The following is a 14,607-nucleotide window of genomic DNA, read 5'->3' as shown; positions in this document are numbered from 1 at the left end:
GGTTTGATGCGGACATCCGGTGGCGCATGCAAGGCGGCAACGAGGAAGGCGATTCAGGGGCCACAACGCCCGATCCTGGCATTTTTTCTGTTGTCGCTCCTGAGCGCTTGCGCCACCTATCACCCCCAGCCGCTTTCTCCGGAACGGTCCGCCGCCGCATTTCAGGCGCGTAGCCTCGACGATCCGAAATTGCGGGTTTTTCTCTCCGATTATGGGCACTCGCCGACGCATTGGCCAAAGCGTCACTGGGGCCTGCACGATCTGGTGCTGCTGGCCCTCTATGAAAGCCCGGAACTGGCCGTCCAGCGCGCCCGATGGCAAGTGGTCCGCGCCAATGTGATTACCGCCGGGCAGCGCCCCAATCCCAGCATCGGCTTTCTTTCCCAGCACCACAGCATTGCACCGGAGGGCGTGTTGCCCTGGACGCTCGGTTTCTCCTTCGACATACCCATCGAAACGGACGGAAAACGCGGCGACCGTGTCCAGGGGGCACTGGCTTTGGCCGACGCCGCGCGGTTCCAGGTGGGGGAAACCGCGTGGCAGGTGCGGGTCCTGGTCCGCCAACGGTTCCTGGATCTTTGGGCGGCAATCGAGCAAGCCAAGCTGCTCAAAACCGAGGTGGCGTTGCGCAAGCGCATGCTGAAACTGGTGGAACAACGTTTCGCCGTCGGCGAGAGCTCCGCATTTGCGGTCAACAGCATCCAATTGGAGTTGCAACGGGCGCAGATGACGCTGGCTGCCGCCGAGGCGCACGCCGCCAGTGCACGCGCTGCATTGGCCCAGGCGCTGGGCCTGCCGCTGGGTGCCATTGCCGATGTGCATTTTGACTTCACGGACATGAACCAGTCCCCTGCAGGGCGACACCCACCCCTAGCCACCCTGGAACGGGCGGCCCTGCGCCACCGCCTGGATCTTCAGGCGGCTTTAGCCCGGTATGCCGCCGCCGAGGACACCCTCAAGCTCGAAATCGCAAAGCAATACCCTGACATCCACTTGGGACCAGGATACGAATGGGAGGAAGGGGACAACAGGTGGGCGCTGGGCCTTACCATCACCCTCCCCATCCTGAATCAAAACCAGGGCCCCATCGCCGCGGCCAAGGGACAGGTAGCCGCGGCGGCGGCCACCTTCACCGCCCTGCAGGCCCGAGTAATCGGCCAGGTCAGCCAGTCCGCCGCGGGTTATCGCGGCGCCCTGCAAACACTCCGGACGGCCCGGGTGCTGCTCGAAGTTCAACGAAAGAACCAGCAGTTGCTTGAGCGGCGTTACGCCTCTGGTGAAACGGACTCTCTCGCTTTGCTGGGAGGACACCTCGCGTACCTCGTGGCTGAGCGCGACCGGCTCGTCGCCTCGTATCAGGCCCAACAAACTCTGGGCGCGCTGGAAAATGCGGTACAGCAGCCCCTGGCGCCCGTTCTCTATGGGAAAGAAGCATTATCCGACCGCGCAAGGGAGCACTTATGAAACGCAATCAATGGAATCTCCTGGCGGTCGGCATAGTGGGCGCGTCGCTGCTCGCGGCGGGCCTGACCTGGTTTGGCATGCGAGGGCGTCTCGAAGCCGACGAGAGGCCTAGAGCGATTTCGCGGGAGCTGCCGCCAACCACCATCACGGCGCACGGTCTGAAGGTCGTTGTCTTGGGCAAGGCGCCGCAAGCGCAAGCTGGTATCCGAACGCAGACGCTCGTTCCCGCGCGCTATCGGGGGGGCTACGCCCGCGCCTATGGCCTGATCCTCGACCCGCGGCCGCTTCTGGCGTTACGCGCAAGTGATGCCACCGCCTTGGGTGAGCTAGGCGTGGCCCGTGCTGTCGCCACCACCTCGCAGCGGGAATATGAGCGGCTGCGCCTTTTGAATCGGGACGACCAGAACGTTTCCCAAAAAACCGTGCAGGCGGCGCAAGGGGCGTATCAGTCGGCGCAGGCGCGCCTCGCCGCAGCATTGGCCCACGTCGCCAATCTTCGGCAGACGGCGATTACGCAATGGGGACCCGTACTGGCCCGATGGGCCTTGCACCATGCCACCGGCCCTCTGACCCGTCTATTCAACGGGCAGGCCGTCCTGGTGCTGGTCACGCTGCCGCCGGGTCTGGCCGTCTCCTCCATGCCGACAGTTGTCCAGGTCGACAACGGCAATATGCCCGCCTCCGCCGCCACCTTTGTTTCCGCTTCCCCCCAAAGCGACCCCAGCATTCAGGGGGAGACCTATTTCTATCTTATGCCTGCGCGCCAGGTACGTATCGGTATGCGGCTGGCGGTGACCATACCGCTGGACAAGCCGACGGTCCAGGGCGCCGTGATCCCGACTTCCGCCGTGCTGTGGTATGCCGATGAAGCCTGGGTCTATCTGCAAACCGGCGCGGATCGTTTTGTCCGGTATCGGGTGTCCACGCAGGCTCCGGTTCCCGGCGGCTGGTTCGAGACGAACCTCGGACCGGGGCAACGGGTGGTGACGCAAGGCGCCCAGCTCTTGCTTTCCCAGGAACTGTTAGCTCCGTCGGCAAGCACGGGGAGGGGTGAAGGTGCAGAGGGACACAAAGACCCAAAAGGTTCCGGAAGCCACGGGGCCGATGAAGACCAGGATAACGATTAAATCCGGTCATTGAACCGCCCACCGTATTTTAGGATCTGCCCATGCTCAAGGCCATCATCCGTTTCTCCATCCGCTTTCGCGGGGTGATCATCGCCCTGGCGTTTTTATTGTTCGGTTATGGCCTCTACACCCTTTCCCAGGTGAAGCTGGACACCTTTCCCAGTTTCACGCCGCCGCTCGTGACCGTGGCAACGGAAGCCCCGGGCCTTTCGCCCGAGCAAGTGGCGACCCTGGTCACCCAGCCCATCGAGAACACGTTATCCGGGACGCTCGGTTTGCAGTCCATGCGTTCGCGGTCCATTCAAGGACTGTCGGTAATCACCTTGACGTTCCACAACGGGACGAACATTTACCGGGACCGCCAGATCGTGGCCGAACGGCTGAATGCTGTCGCCGGACAGTTGCCCCTCGGGGTGCGCGCACCTTTCTTGACCCCGTTGACGTCGGCGACGGGCGTGGTCCAAGTGCTGGGCCTTACGTCGGATACCCGTTCGCTGATGACCCTGCGCACCTTGGCCGATTGGCTGCTGAAACCCCAACTGCTCAGCATCCCCGGCGTGGCGAATGTCGCCATATATGGTGGGCAGGTGCGCGAACTGCAGATCCAGGTCGAACCGGGAAAGCTGGTCCGTTTCGGACTGTCGTTCCAAGACATCGTCCGCGCCGCGCAACGGGCCACCGGGGTACGGGGGGCTGGTTTCCTGGAGGACACCAACCAAAGGATCGCCATACGTACCGAGGGCCAAAGCATCACCGCCCCCCAGTTGGCGAACGTGGTCATCCTGCGTCGCCAGGGCGCGGATCTCCGTTTGGGTGATGTGGCGCATGTGGTGGCGGCGCCGGCGCCGGCCATCGGCGGCGCTACCATAGGCGGCAAGCAAGGAGTCATCCTCAATGTCGAGGAACAATACGGCGCCAACACCCTGGCGGTGACCAGGGCATTGAAGGATCGTCTCCAACAGCTTGGCCCGGTGCTGACGGCGCAAGGGGTGTCCCTGCATCCTGATCTTTTTCGGCAGGCCAGTTACATAGAAACCGCCATTGCCCACCTGCGCGGGGCGCTCCTGTTGGGAGCCGTCCTCGTCATCGCCGTGCTCTTTCTCTTTCTGTTCAATGTGCGCACCGCTTTGATATCGGCGACCGCCATCCCCCTTTCGCTGCTTACTGCGATCATCGTTCTCAACGCGCTGGGCGCCAGCATCAATACCATGACCTTGGGTGGGCTTGCCATCGCCATTGGTGAGGTGGCGGACGACGCCATCATCGACGTCGAGAACATCTTTCGGCGTCTGCGCGAAAACCGCATCCGACCACAACCCTCATCCATCGCGAAGGTAGTGTTCAGCAGTTCATGGGAAGTGCGGGGGGCGGTGACCTACGCGACCTTTATCGTGGCCTTGGTCTTCCTGCCGGTGCTGTCGCTCTCCGGGGTAGCCGGTAAGCTCTTCGCGCCGCTGGGAGAGGCTTATATCGCGGCCGTCTTCGCCTCTTTGGGGGTCGCGCTGACCGTGACCCCTGCCCTGGCCTACCTGCTGCTTGAACGCACACCATCCCGCTCGCTGGAGCATGCCTGGATTCGCAAGGTCAAGGCGGCCCAGGCACGGTTACTCACTACCACAGAGGGCCACAGTCGGTGGCTGATCGTGGGAATTACGCTACTGTTCCTGACGGCGATGGCGGTCTTGCATTCATTCGGAAATAATTTTCTACCGGAATTTAGGGAACGACATTTCATCGTGCATGTATCCACCGAACCGGGCACCTCGCTTGCCGAGTCGTTACGACTCGGGCGCCGCATTTCTTTGGCCCTTGGCCGTATCCCAGCCGTGCGCTCGGTAGCCCAGCGGGTGGGACGTGCAGAGAGGACGGGTACGGATACTTACGGCGTCAACGTGAGCGAATTTATCGTCGGTCTCAAACCCCTTTCCGGGGATGCCCAAGAGCATGTCCTGACCCGGATCCGCAAAGCCCTCTCGGAGTTTCCAGGGGTGGGTTTCTCTGTTGAAACCCCATTGTCGGATCGTATTGAAGAAACGATCTCCGGTTACACCGCACCGGTAATAGTCAGCGTCTTTGGCACGAATTTCAATCTGCTTTATGAAAAAGCGCGGGAAATCGCCTCGGTTCTCGAGCAGTTACAAGGCGCCGTGGATGTGCGGATGCACGCCCCGCCAAGTGCGCCGCAACTGACCATTCGCCTTCGACAGACGGCGTTGGCCCGCTGGGGATTCGAGCCGGTGGGCGTGCTCGACGCGATCCAAACCGCCTACGCGGGCACCACGGTCGCGCAAACCTATCAAGGTAACCGAGTATTCAATGTGGTAGTAACGCTTGATCCCGCTGAACGGCAGAATCCGGTGCAGGTGGGCAATCTGCCCTTGCGCAACCCGAATGGATGGGTCGTCCCGTTGCGGGACTTGGCCGACATCCATGAAAGCTTCGGACCCTATGCCATTCTCGAAACCGCTGGGCAGCCAGTGCAGACCGTCACGACGAATGTCCAGGGGCGGGCGTTGAGCGGTTTCGTGCAAGAGGCCGAGCGGCGTATTCACACGGAGGTCCGTTTTCCGCCCGGAACCTACGTGGTCTTTTCGGGTGCCGCGGAGGCACAGGCGAAAGCGCAACGCGAACTGCTCATGCATGCACTGATGGCGGGAGTGGGTATCGTTCTCCTGCTTTTCATCGCCCTGCGCCGTACGCGCGCCTTGTTCTTGGTGCTCCTCAATCTGCCCTTCGCCCTGATCGGCGGGGTAGCGGCCGTGCTGTTCACCAGCGGCGTACTGTCGCTTGGCTCGCTGGTGGGCTTCGTGACCATCTTCGGCATCAGCTTGCGCAATTCCATCATGCTGATTTCCCATTACCAGCATCTGGTTGAGGTGGAAGGCATGTCTTGGGGGCGGGAGGCGGCGATCCGAGGCGCCCAGGAGCGGCTAGTGCCCATCCTCATGACGGCCTTGGTTACGGCCTTGGGCCTGCTCCCGTTAGCGCTCGCCAGCGGAGCACCGGGCAACGAGATCGAAGGGCCTATGGCACAAGTCATTCTCGGCGGCCTGATCACATCGACCGCTTTGAACCTGCTGGTGCTACCGACCATGGCTTTACGTTTCGGGCGCTTCGGATATGCCGCGGGCCGATAGCCCGCAGCGGTTTTCGATGCGGGTCTTATCAACCTAAAAAAGCGTTACGGGCCGGCAAGGGCCAAGGGAACTCCCGGTATTGATGCGTATTCCATGTATGAACGTCCTCGGTTTTGCAAGATGCCGTAGATTTTGGATTGGGTTGACTGCACACATGTATCCGGCCTGTTGTTGGGCATCAGCCCTGGCCCTAATGGACTATCCGCGCGCCTGCTCCTCATCACGCTATCGGCTTCGGGAGCCTGTGGAATACCCAGGGTTTGCAGGCGCTGGTTCGACCTATCCGCCATCTCTCGTCATCCAGCAATCGTGGAACTTGAGAACCTCCTTTATTTCACAACTTGTTTACCTGGCGCAGTTGTCGCCATTGCCTTTAGCCACTGGCTGCCAACCGGTAATGCTCGCCCCGCGCCATAATGGCCCACGCCGTCCGTACCATCTTGGCCGCCAGCGCCACAGCGGCCTTCTGAATCCCCCGGCGCGCCACTAGTGCTCTGATCCATTGAGATCGCGGATCGGTCTTTTCTCCCAGATGCCGGATCACGACCAAGGCCCCCTGTACAAACAGGGTGCGCAGGTAACTGTCTCCCTGCTTGGTAATCCTTCCCAAGCGGGTCTTTCCACCAGAACTGGATTGCCTCGGCACCAGCCCAACCCAGGCCGCGAGTTCCCGACCATTGCGAAAAAGCCTAGCGTCACCCACCGTCGCCACCGCCGCCGTAGCGGTGACTGGACCAATGCCGGGAATCTCCGCCAGCCGCCGCGCCGTCTCGTCTTGTGCCAGACGTGCGATCTTCCGGTCATAATCCGCCAGCCGCTCTTCCAGCCGCAGCAGATGCCCGCGCAATTCGGAAAAGACGCTCACCGCATCCAGGGGGATTTCCGAGTCCGCCAGTGCTTCCACCAGCCGCTTGGAAAAGGTTGCCGCTCCTTGGGGCAGGACAATGCCAAATTCCTGTAACAACCCCCGGATCTGGTTGATCAACGCCGTCCGTTCCGCCTTGATTGCCTCGCGTACTCGATGCACTACCAAGACCGCCTGCTGTTCCAGTGTCTTGATGGCGACGAAACGCATGCTCGGGCGGGATACCGCCTCGCAGATGGCTTCTGCATCATTGGCGTCGTTCTTGCCGCTCTTGCGGTAGGGAACGACGAATTGGGGCGCAATGATGCGTACCTGGTGGCCCAGATTGCCAATCTCCCGTGCCCAGTGATGGGCGCCGCCGCAAGCTTCGATGCCCACGAGACACGGCGGCAGATTGCCCAGCGTCTCCAGCAGCTTGGCCCGACTGACAGCCTTTTTCAGAATGGGCTTACCATGGCGATCCACACCATGCAGTTGGTAGATATTTTTTGCCAGGTCGATGCCCAGGGTTGTAATTTCTTTCATGGGATGAACCTCCTTGTTTCGATAGAGCCCCATCGTGGCATCAGACCACGGCTGGGGGGAAGAGGACGTTCATCCCATTACGCCATTCGGCCACTCAATCCATCGGCATCCGGCCACTGGTTCCACGATGATCCGGCCACCCTGTCCACGGCCATTCGGCCGGGGCAGGCGGAGCGTAGCGACGCGGGTAAAAGGACGTTACGCCGACTGGGCCGATGGGGTCAACCGCTGTTTCTTCCGCATGGATTCTCCGTCTATAGTCAGCCTGTAGGCGTTGTGGATCAGGCGATCCAGAATGGCGTCCGCCAAGGTGGGATCGCCAATGCTGTCATGCCAGTGCTCGACGGGTAATTGACAGGTGACCAGGGTGGAACCGGTTTGGTAACGGTCATCCAGGATCTCCAGGAGGTCATGTCGGCTCCGATCCGTCAGGGTTTCCAGCCCCCAGTCGTCCAGCACGAGCTAACAATGCGATCAATACGGACGCTTGACCGCCCCCGGCCCAGCGTCACCGGGCGAAGATCATGCGTTGCTGGCGAAACGCCATACGCTCTATGAGGCGGCCAAGGCGAAAAATCCTGCGCACTGGTCAGGCGGCACACGCAATTGGACACCGATCGGTGCGGTAGATTTGAACCCGCAGCGACAGGATGAAAAGGCGGCTAAAAAATGGGGCACGCGTATCTACCTTGACAGACGCCGACCGTGGCATTATCACAAGTATAAAAGTAACAGCAATCGCTGGTAGACCCCACACTCTTTAGTCTGAAACGATACTCTTCCCTACAATGATCCAGTATTCAGGCATTCCTTGCATATCAGCAAAGATCCGAATAGTAACCATTAAACACTTCACCCCAGAAGCAGTATCCACCTCCTTCAAACCAAGTTGATAAAACTCGGCAATCTTTTCAGGAATCTCTCGCGTCCCCCCCACCAATGTAATGTCCAGCATTTTGAGTGTCATTACCCATGATTGTCTGCACGTGACCACCGAGACGGTAAACACCTGTGAGCCGGACTATACTTGCACTGACGAGATGGCATTCCGGCATTTCTACGACAGGGGATTTTCTGATGAACGGCATGGATGCAGCACAGCGAAAAAAGGGAATCCGCATGGCCGGCATAGCGATAGGGTTAATGATGGCACCGGTATGCGCCTTGGCGCAAACGGTTGCTACCGCCACTAGTCAAGCGCCGGTTTACCGCCAGACGGTGCCGCCCGCAGCCTACTACTATGGCCCGGACATGATGGGTGGTTGGGGCTCCGGCTATTACGGTCCTGGCATGATGGGCGGTTTCGGACTGTTTTGGGGATTGCTGTGGCTGCTGGTCATCGTGGGTGGCGTTGCCTTGCTGATACGCGGGGCTTTTGTCTGCAGACATCGCCATGGGTGCGGGAGCGGCGTGAATGACAATGGAAGTGTCGCTCTCAAGCTTCTGAACGAGCGCTATGCGCGCGGCGAGATCACCCGCGAAGAATACCAGAAGATGCGCAAGGATCTGGAATAATACAGCCTTATCATTACGGTGTTCTTTTTTTGGCTTCCCGAGTAAGGGGAAAAGCGGACGTGGTCCATCTGTATCCAGACCATGCCTTATTTTATTTATAGCAAGCTCCGCTTCAGGAGGTTTTAAATGGAAACGAAAACACCAGAGGCTCAGACGGAGAGTCCGCACGAAACTGCCGCGCCGTCGAAAGAAGGTGGTGGTAGCCCCATGTCCATGGAAATGAAGATGATGAAAAAAATGATGGGGCAGCACAGCCATGGTGGCGGAGGCTCTATGGCGATGATGCAGAAGATGATGGGCCAGAAAGGAGAAGAAGCGGAAAGCGGCGACAATCCGATGCAACAGATGATGGGGACATGCATGGGAATGTGTACGGAAATGCTGGACACCATGCGTCGCACCACTTCACTGGCGGTCTATGCGCAGCCTGAACTTCACCAACTTTTTGAAGAATGGCTCGCGGCCCGGGAAGGTGATGTTCTAAAGCTTATTGAGGAGCGCGGCGGCAGCCTGGACCCGGAGGCTCTGGCCGCCGCGCTTTCCATGAGTCCGGCGAGCGTGACCGCTCTGCTGGCCCACTTGCAGAATCAGGGAAAAATCCGCCTGCATGCGGAAACTGTCGAAAAATCCTAACGGCTGACGGTTCCCTGTGGCGGGCATGTATAGATGCGCGTCCCCTGGAATGATCGCTTGCTCATTGGGCATAACGTCTTTGAGCATGACTAAGGACTAAACGCCGCCGCCACCACCAAGCCACTATTCCTGATTTTCCACAACTTGAAAAGGGATACTTAATGAAGAAACAAATTACCATCATAGGCACCGGATTCGCATCCCTGTTCTTCATTAGGTATTTTCTCTCCATCCCCATCTTTCCTGTCATCGCTTATTTTTTTCCAAGGTTATATTCCCGATACGACATCACGGTAATCGGAAATGGGAGGTTCATTTACTTTCCGGCAATTCCTGAGTTCCTCACAAGGAAACGAAACAAAAAAAATATCACCGTTGATATCCGTCCATTTCTTAGGCGGCGGAACATTCGCCTTATTGATGGTGCCGTTATCGATATACAGGATGGTGGGCGAACCGTGATTACCCATGATGGAGAATACAAGAATGACTATCTATTTATAGGCATAGGACCAGCCTTTAGGAAAGACGATACTCCTGGAACAGAAGACTACACATATTCGCCATGTTATGGTCCGGATGACATGGATGGATTTGTAAAAAAACTGGAATCCCTGAGTGGTGGTGTCATATATGTCGGCTATAAGATTAACCGGAGGGACGGTTTCGTTGCCGGACGTCCCGGCCCCATGTATGAATGCGCCTGCCTCTTGGACTACGCCTTGAGAGAAAGAGGGGTAAGAAATAATTTTGAGATTCATTTCTTTTCCCCAGATAGAAGCCCGGGAGAGAAAGGTGCGATAACCGATCGACTACGTGAGCGCGGGATTATCCTTGACGATGGATATGAGCCAGCAGAATTTTTAGATGGAAGGATGGCCGATAAGGATGGCACGTTCAGGAAGGCCGATTTGGTCCTCTATTCCCCTGAAATAACGGGACCATCGCTTGTGCAGAAGTCATGCCTTCCCGTGTCTATTGGCGGCCACATTGATGTAGATAAATATGGACAGGTAAAGGGGCTACCTCGTGTTTTTGCTGCAGGAGATTGTGCTACTCATGAAAACCCACCGCCATGGGTGCCGCATCAAGCCCACATGGCTCAACTTCGCGCTAGCGCAGCGGCAAAAAACATGAAAGAAATCTTAAATGGCAAGAGATCCACGAATCTTTATAGACAGGAGCTTTCGTGTATCCTAGATATGGAGGATGATGCCATGTGGCTACATAGATCGGAAGACGGTAGACCCCCGTTTCGAAATATTTTTCCGCGGCGTTCGAAGAGCTTGATTTTTGTAAAAGAAGCATTCGAACGAATGTTCCTGTTCTATCTTCGCTATTTGTAGTCGTGCACCGCCATTCGTGCACCGCATCCCGCGCCATGCGCTCTCAGGCATTACGCTCCGGATCGGCACCCAGCTACTACGTTTTGCCAACATACGACACGAGACTCCGGGAAAGTCAATCGGGCATACCAGCTCCCCCAGTTATATATCAACCCTACCGCCCGCACTGGTAGGCCGATAGTCGGCAGCTCGCCAGATCGCGAGTGGTGTAGCCACACCACAGTCGGGTAAAGACGAAGCGTTGCCGCTGAGTCCTCCCCTAAAGTAGGGTCGAGGCATGGCGCATGCACCTTAGGCGCCGATGGGGGCGCGCACCGTGGTGGTACTGGAAGCGGAAAATGAACAGTTCCCAAAGGAATTGGCGCAAGTGCGCATGGAGCAGGATACCGTAAAAAAATGGCTGCGTACTTTGCCAAGAAATCGGTATGGTCCCAGTTTGAAATGGCGCCATTACGTCGCCCTTCGGTGGCACCGTATTACCGACCCGTGACAGCAGTAGGACTTTCATCTGGAGGCCCGCGCGGTTGATGAAGGCGGACCGGACAATGGACCCCGATACAGAATGTTGCTGGTTAGAGTATACAGCCCATCGTAAGGTCCGCGCGTGTCCACCGGTTGACCGCAGAGATGTACCCGCAACTGGCCTTCGGGGAAAAACCTTGGCCGCGTACCAGATGCAGGGCAAGTTCGCCGTCCAGTTCCGGGCAGAGTTTTACGCGGGGCGACACGACGTCGCCGCCCTGCGCTGGTCGACTGAATTGCCGCCTTGAAAGTGTCTGTGATACCAGACACCTTACGAGGTCTTTTACGCTTCAGGTTTCCTGGGCGCAGAGGGAGGGTGGTTATTATTTGAATTCGCCGGCCCCAAAAAACCCACAAGAAAAGAGGGGTAGGCGGCGGCATCGTGCGCCATGTACCATTTCACGGTATGGCTATCATCCAGACCATCGGAACGCGAACACCCTGCAACGGCGGTTATTACGAACAGCGCGACGAGGAGCTTATTCATGATGGCGTCCTTTTCAATTATCATGCGATCAGTCGCTCTCACTCTTGGCTCAAGCGCTATCATGTGCAGTGATGGATAGTTTAACTACCTCGATGGGGCTAACTATCGAGATGGACTGCGATGACGCAAGCTGGCGCATGTCAGATGGCGGCATGGCGTGATGGAGGATAACCGACGCGACGAACACCGCTGCCCCCGACGCACTTTGGGTATTCACTGCGCGCGCACAGCGCCTCATAGGGAGGGTTCCGGTATTGTCTACACTGTAAGCACTTTACATCCTGAATCCTGGCAACTTGGGGCATGGATGTGGGGCCCTTCTCGCCCGCTCCACCGACCATCGGCATGATGCCCATCAGTTGATCGAAAATTCGCTTTGCACACCTGGGTTATTGAAGGAGTTCGGCATATTTGGCCACAGTAGCAGGACCGTCCACCTCCCAGGTTGGACCTGGAATTTAACCTTCACCCCGGCACGACACCAAAGACACCGTTAAAGCTAGGCCGCACTGATTATCGCTGACAGACACCAGATTCCTCGTCCCAGGGTAAGTTATCTTACAGATGATACGGATACGGTTACATGCGGCAAATTGTCGCACCCCCATCGCTTTGCAATGCCTCGTTACGTCGAGGGGCCGCTGCATTGTCAGGACATCTGATACCATTTTGTCTAAGGATCCTAACGGATCAGAACAGGAAACCCATCCCTGCCCCGAAGTAATGGGTAAATCCACCTAGGTTTCCGCTCAAGCGCACACCTTCTTCGAGGTCCACCTCACAGTAGGGGGTAAGCAGGTACTGCACACCGCCGTCCGCATCAAAACCGGACCCCAGGCCCGGCCCCGTGCGGCTTTGTCCGTAGATCTCGCCATAGAACTGTAGATTCCACAAAGGCAACCAGGTAAAGGTGATGTCCGGATTAACGCTGGTGAAGCGACCATCTCCTGCGAGTGCGGGATTGGTCTGAGATGTGACGCCCAATTGCAAGGATATCCCGGTGTCGTTACTGGGGGCATAATCAACGATACCGTTAAAAGCTACCCCTGTCCCCCGGCTGCCAAACGCCGGGTTTCCGGAGGGCAGGGTAAACAAGCTTTCCACAGCCCCCAGCCAGTGTTTGGTATAGCCCAATTCGTGCTTGATACCGACCGTAGTGGCCGAGAACCCCTGGAGATGTGGGCTGCCTGGGACCTGCTGGAGATTGTCGTTGGGCGGCAGCAGGACGAGTTCGTTGTGGCCCGCCGGTAGATGCAGCGTTCCTGCCCGTCATGAAGGTCTGATGGCGCCAGCAGTCACATCAATAAGCGTTTATTGCCTGTATTTGTTTGCCAATCTCGGCAACCTTTTGGGCGTTCTTAACGACTTCCTCCCAGTGACCATCCTTGATCTGTACAATCATGGTGTACGTTAAATATTCTGCTTTATCTTTCAGTATTTTTGTCTCATACCTTGGATTAGTTGGCGCATGATCTTCGCGTGCATAGGCAGATAATGGCGCGGTCATAAGGATCGTCATCATAAAACCCCGCAGGGCAGCATGGCGAAGTCTGATTGTCATGATCTGACTTTCTTTGCTTGTCTCTTGGCGGGATGTTCCCGGCGTCATGGTGAATCCTCCTGTATTGATTCAGATAAATTTAGTAGAAATCCAGTGGATGATATAACTCGATAATATCCCCGTGGTGTTCCCCGAGGGGAACTTGGCCGGATTACAGGGTTACTTCGTGTTTTCATTGTCTGACCGGCGTGATCCTAGTGATGACGTACCCCCCGGCGGTATCCTTTGCGAAGACGAAATTCACGATCTCTCCAGTCTTGAGGCCGTTGAGCATGGCCGTGTTCTGGAGCAAGAAATTCATTGACATACTGGGCCAGCCAAGGGCCCTGACGGGACCCATGGCAATGTTGACCGTGTTCGCATCAGGATTGATGCTGTTGATTTTGCCCTGCCCCATGAAGGTTTGGGCCTTGGTCGCTTGGCCCGACACAGTGCGCATATTGTCCTTGCCTGGCACGTTGCCCGTGGCCGCATATGCCGGAAGCGTGGCCGCCGCCGAACACGCCAGGATGAGGGTGAGATAAAAACGTTTCATGTTCGTCTCCTTGCTGTTGGTGAACTGTTTGTTTATCAAAGTCTAAGCACTTAGTTATGGCAACAATTTCCAGTTGGCCTTTTTCCACCAACGGCGAAATTGCGCGTCCGTACCACTCGCCTATCCATCACTCATGCCTGGTTTTCGTGTCATCTCCGTTATTTGAAGTCATATCGTCCAGCCCTTCCGTCCCGCCGCTCGGGTCCGCCTGGACACTGAGCGCAGCGTCCCAATCGGCATGAAGGGCTTGGTGCTCCGACTCGGTGAATCCCTTGTGGCCGTGGATCATGGCCGATATCAAACCGTGGCGGCCCGCGATCTCGTGCGCCATCACGAGCACCACATGGACAATGACGAAGGCAAGCAACAGAAAGAAACCCCATTCATGCATCACCATCAATGGGGAATTCATCGCTTCACTACCCGGCATGAGCGAGAGACGGATACCCAAGGCGATCTGCACCACGGCAATCAGGAAAAAGGCGAGATAGGCAGGACCGGCAAAAGCGTTATGCCCCCGATAGGGAGAAATCGGGCGGCGAAAACCGCTCAGATAGCAGGCGAGGGTTTCCCGCCAGATGCGGCGCTGGGCTGACGTCAGGGGCAGGAGGTCGCGCCAGCGCGCCGTCGGCGGGCCGACAAAGAGCCAGATGATGCGCACCACCAGCCCGGCGGCGAAAGCATAGCCGCCGACATAATGGATGATGTCGATCTTTCCCATCAGGGCGTCAGACATGTCGTTACCCAAGACCAGGAGGGTCGCGCCTGAGGTGAATTGCGCCATCATGGCAAGCGCCATCCACCAATGCAGTGCCCGCAGCAGCGGGTCCCAGACAGGGTGCAGGATATAACGGTTATCCGTTGTCGATGTCATGACTTCCTCCTCATCC

Annotated in this window: 13 protein-coding genes and 2 pseudogenes; 7 read left to right on the top strand and 8 right to left on the bottom strand. The window is 57.6% G+C overall.

Translation table 11 applies throughout. From position 1 onward, the window contains the following. Window positions 1-6 precede the first annotated feature (6 nt). Genes M0P56_RS09645 through M0P56_RS09635 form a run of 3 tightly spaced genes read left to right on the top strand, consistent with a single transcriptional unit; the run spans window position 7 to window position 5,728 of the window. Window positions 7-1,464: a TolC family protein gene (locus M0P56_RS09645; RefSeq protein ID WP_163059598.1), complete on the top strand. Its 1,458-nt coding sequence runs from the start codon at window positions 7-9 to the stop codon at window positions 1,462-1,464. Then, window positions 1,461-2,591 carry a hypothetical protein gene (locus tag M0P56_RS09640; RefSeq protein WP_163059600.1) on the top strand — a complete coding sequence of 377 codons (1,131 nt, stop codon included), beginning with the start codon at window positions 1,461-1,463 and terminating at the stop codon, window positions 2,589-2,591. Before M0P56_RS09645 ends, M0P56_RS09640 begins: the two co-directional genes overlap by 4 nt. Before the next feature lie 41 nt (window positions 2,592-2,632). Next, entirely contained in the window at window positions 2,633-5,728 is a 3,096-nt protein-coding gene (locus tag M0P56_RS09635) for an efflux RND transporter permease subunit (protein ID WP_163059601.1), read from the top strand. A 373-nt stretch (window positions 5,729-6,101) separates the two neighbouring features. On the opposite strand, the gene M0P56_RS09630 is transcribed toward M0P56_RS09635, so the two are convergent. Both M0P56_RS09630 and M0P56_RS09625 read right to left on the bottom strand, forming a co-directional pair. After that, window positions 6,102-7,118, bottom strand: coding sequence for an IS110 family transposase (locus M0P56_RS09630; protein WP_163059603.1), 1,017 nt, complete (start codon window positions 7,116-7,118; stop codon window positions 6,102-6,104). 198 nt (window positions 7,119-7,316) lie between these two features. Next, window positions 7,317-7,580, bottom strand: a pseudogene (locus M0P56_RS09625) (ATP-binding protein); the annotation flags it as partial. 52 nt (window positions 7,581-7,632) lie between these two features. Between M0P56_RS09625 and M0P56_RS09620 the strand changes: the two are divergent. Next, window positions 7,633-7,866 (top strand): annotated as a pseudogene (locus tag M0P56_RS09620) (hypothetical protein); the annotation flags it as partial. A 12-nt stretch (window positions 7,867-7,878) separates the two neighbouring features. Here M0P56_RS09620 and M0P56_RS09615 read toward each other — a convergent pair. Further along, window positions 7,879-8,073: a hypothetical protein gene (locus tag M0P56_RS09615; RefSeq protein ID WP_163059489.1), complete on the bottom strand. Its 195-nt coding sequence runs from the start codon at window positions 8,071-8,073 to the stop codon at window positions 7,879-7,881. 122 nt (window positions 8,074-8,195) lie between these two features. Between M0P56_RS09615 and M0P56_RS09610 the strand changes: the two genes are divergently transcribed. The 3 genes from M0P56_RS09610 to M0P56_RS09600 all read left to right on the top strand — a co-directional run bounded on the left by M0P56_RS09610 (window position 8,196) and on the right by M0P56_RS09600 (window position 10,612). After that, on the top strand, window positions 8,196-8,633 hold the full coding sequence (locus M0P56_RS09610) for an SHOCT domain-containing protein (protein ID WP_239060494.1): 438 nt from the start codon (window positions 8,196-8,198) through the stop codon (window positions 8,631-8,633). Window positions 8,634-8,759: 126 nt separating this feature from the next. Then, window positions 8,760-9,266 (top strand): helix-turn-helix domain-containing protein, encoded by a 507-nt coding sequence (locus tag M0P56_RS09605; protein WP_163059491.1) that lies wholly within the window; start codon window positions 8,760-8,762, stop codon window positions 9,264-9,266. Between the two features lie 161 nt (window positions 9,267-9,427). Next, window positions 9,428-10,612 (top strand): FAD-dependent oxidoreductase, encoded by a 1,185-nt coding sequence (locus M0P56_RS09600; protein WP_163059493.1) that lies wholly within the window; start codon window positions 9,428-9,430, stop codon window positions 10,610-10,612. Between the two features lie 805 nt (window positions 10,613-11,417). Here M0P56_RS09600 and M0P56_RS09595 read toward each other — a convergent pair. The 5 genes from M0P56_RS09595 to M0P56_RS09575 form a co-directional block, all read right to left on the bottom strand. Continuing rightward, complete coding sequence (locus M0P56_RS09595; RefSeq protein WP_014028272.1) at window positions 11,418-11,621, bottom strand: hypothetical protein; 204 nt, start codon at window positions 11,619-11,621, stop codon at window positions 11,418-11,420. Between the two features lie 690 nt (window positions 11,622-12,311). Beyond that, a complete protein-coding gene (locus M0P56_RS09590; RefSeq protein ID WP_239060495.1) occupies window positions 12,312-12,755 on the bottom strand; it encodes a hypothetical protein in 444 nt (147 codons plus the stop codon). 166 nt (window positions 12,756-12,921) lie between these two features. Next, window positions 12,922-13,230 (bottom strand): hypothetical protein, encoded by a 309-nt coding sequence (locus M0P56_RS09585; protein WP_163059495.1) that lies wholly within the window; start codon window positions 13,228-13,230, stop codon window positions 12,922-12,924. Window positions 13,231-13,354: 124 nt separating this feature from the next. Continuing rightward, complete coding sequence (locus M0P56_RS09580) at window positions 13,355-13,717, bottom strand: copper-binding protein (RefSeq protein WP_163059497.1); 363 nt, start codon at window positions 13,715-13,717, stop codon at window positions 13,355-13,357. A 127-nt stretch (window positions 13,718-13,844) separates the two neighbouring features. After that, the gene (locus M0P56_RS09575; RefSeq protein WP_291509808.1) at window positions 13,845-14,591 is read right to left on the bottom strand and encodes a cytochrome b/b6 domain-containing protein; all 747 of its coding nucleotides are present in this window, start codon (window positions 14,589-14,591) and stop codon (window positions 13,845-13,847) included. Between the last annotated feature and the right edge of the window lie 16 nt (window positions 14,592-14,607).

Origin of the sequence: Acidithiobacillus sp., assembly GCF_023229925.1 — a bacterium.
Classification (GTDB): domain Bacteria; phylum Pseudomonadota; class Gammaproteobacteria; order Acidithiobacillales; family Acidithiobacillaceae; genus Acidithiobacillus.
This window is presented reverse-complemented; position numbering and strand designations above follow the sequence as displayed.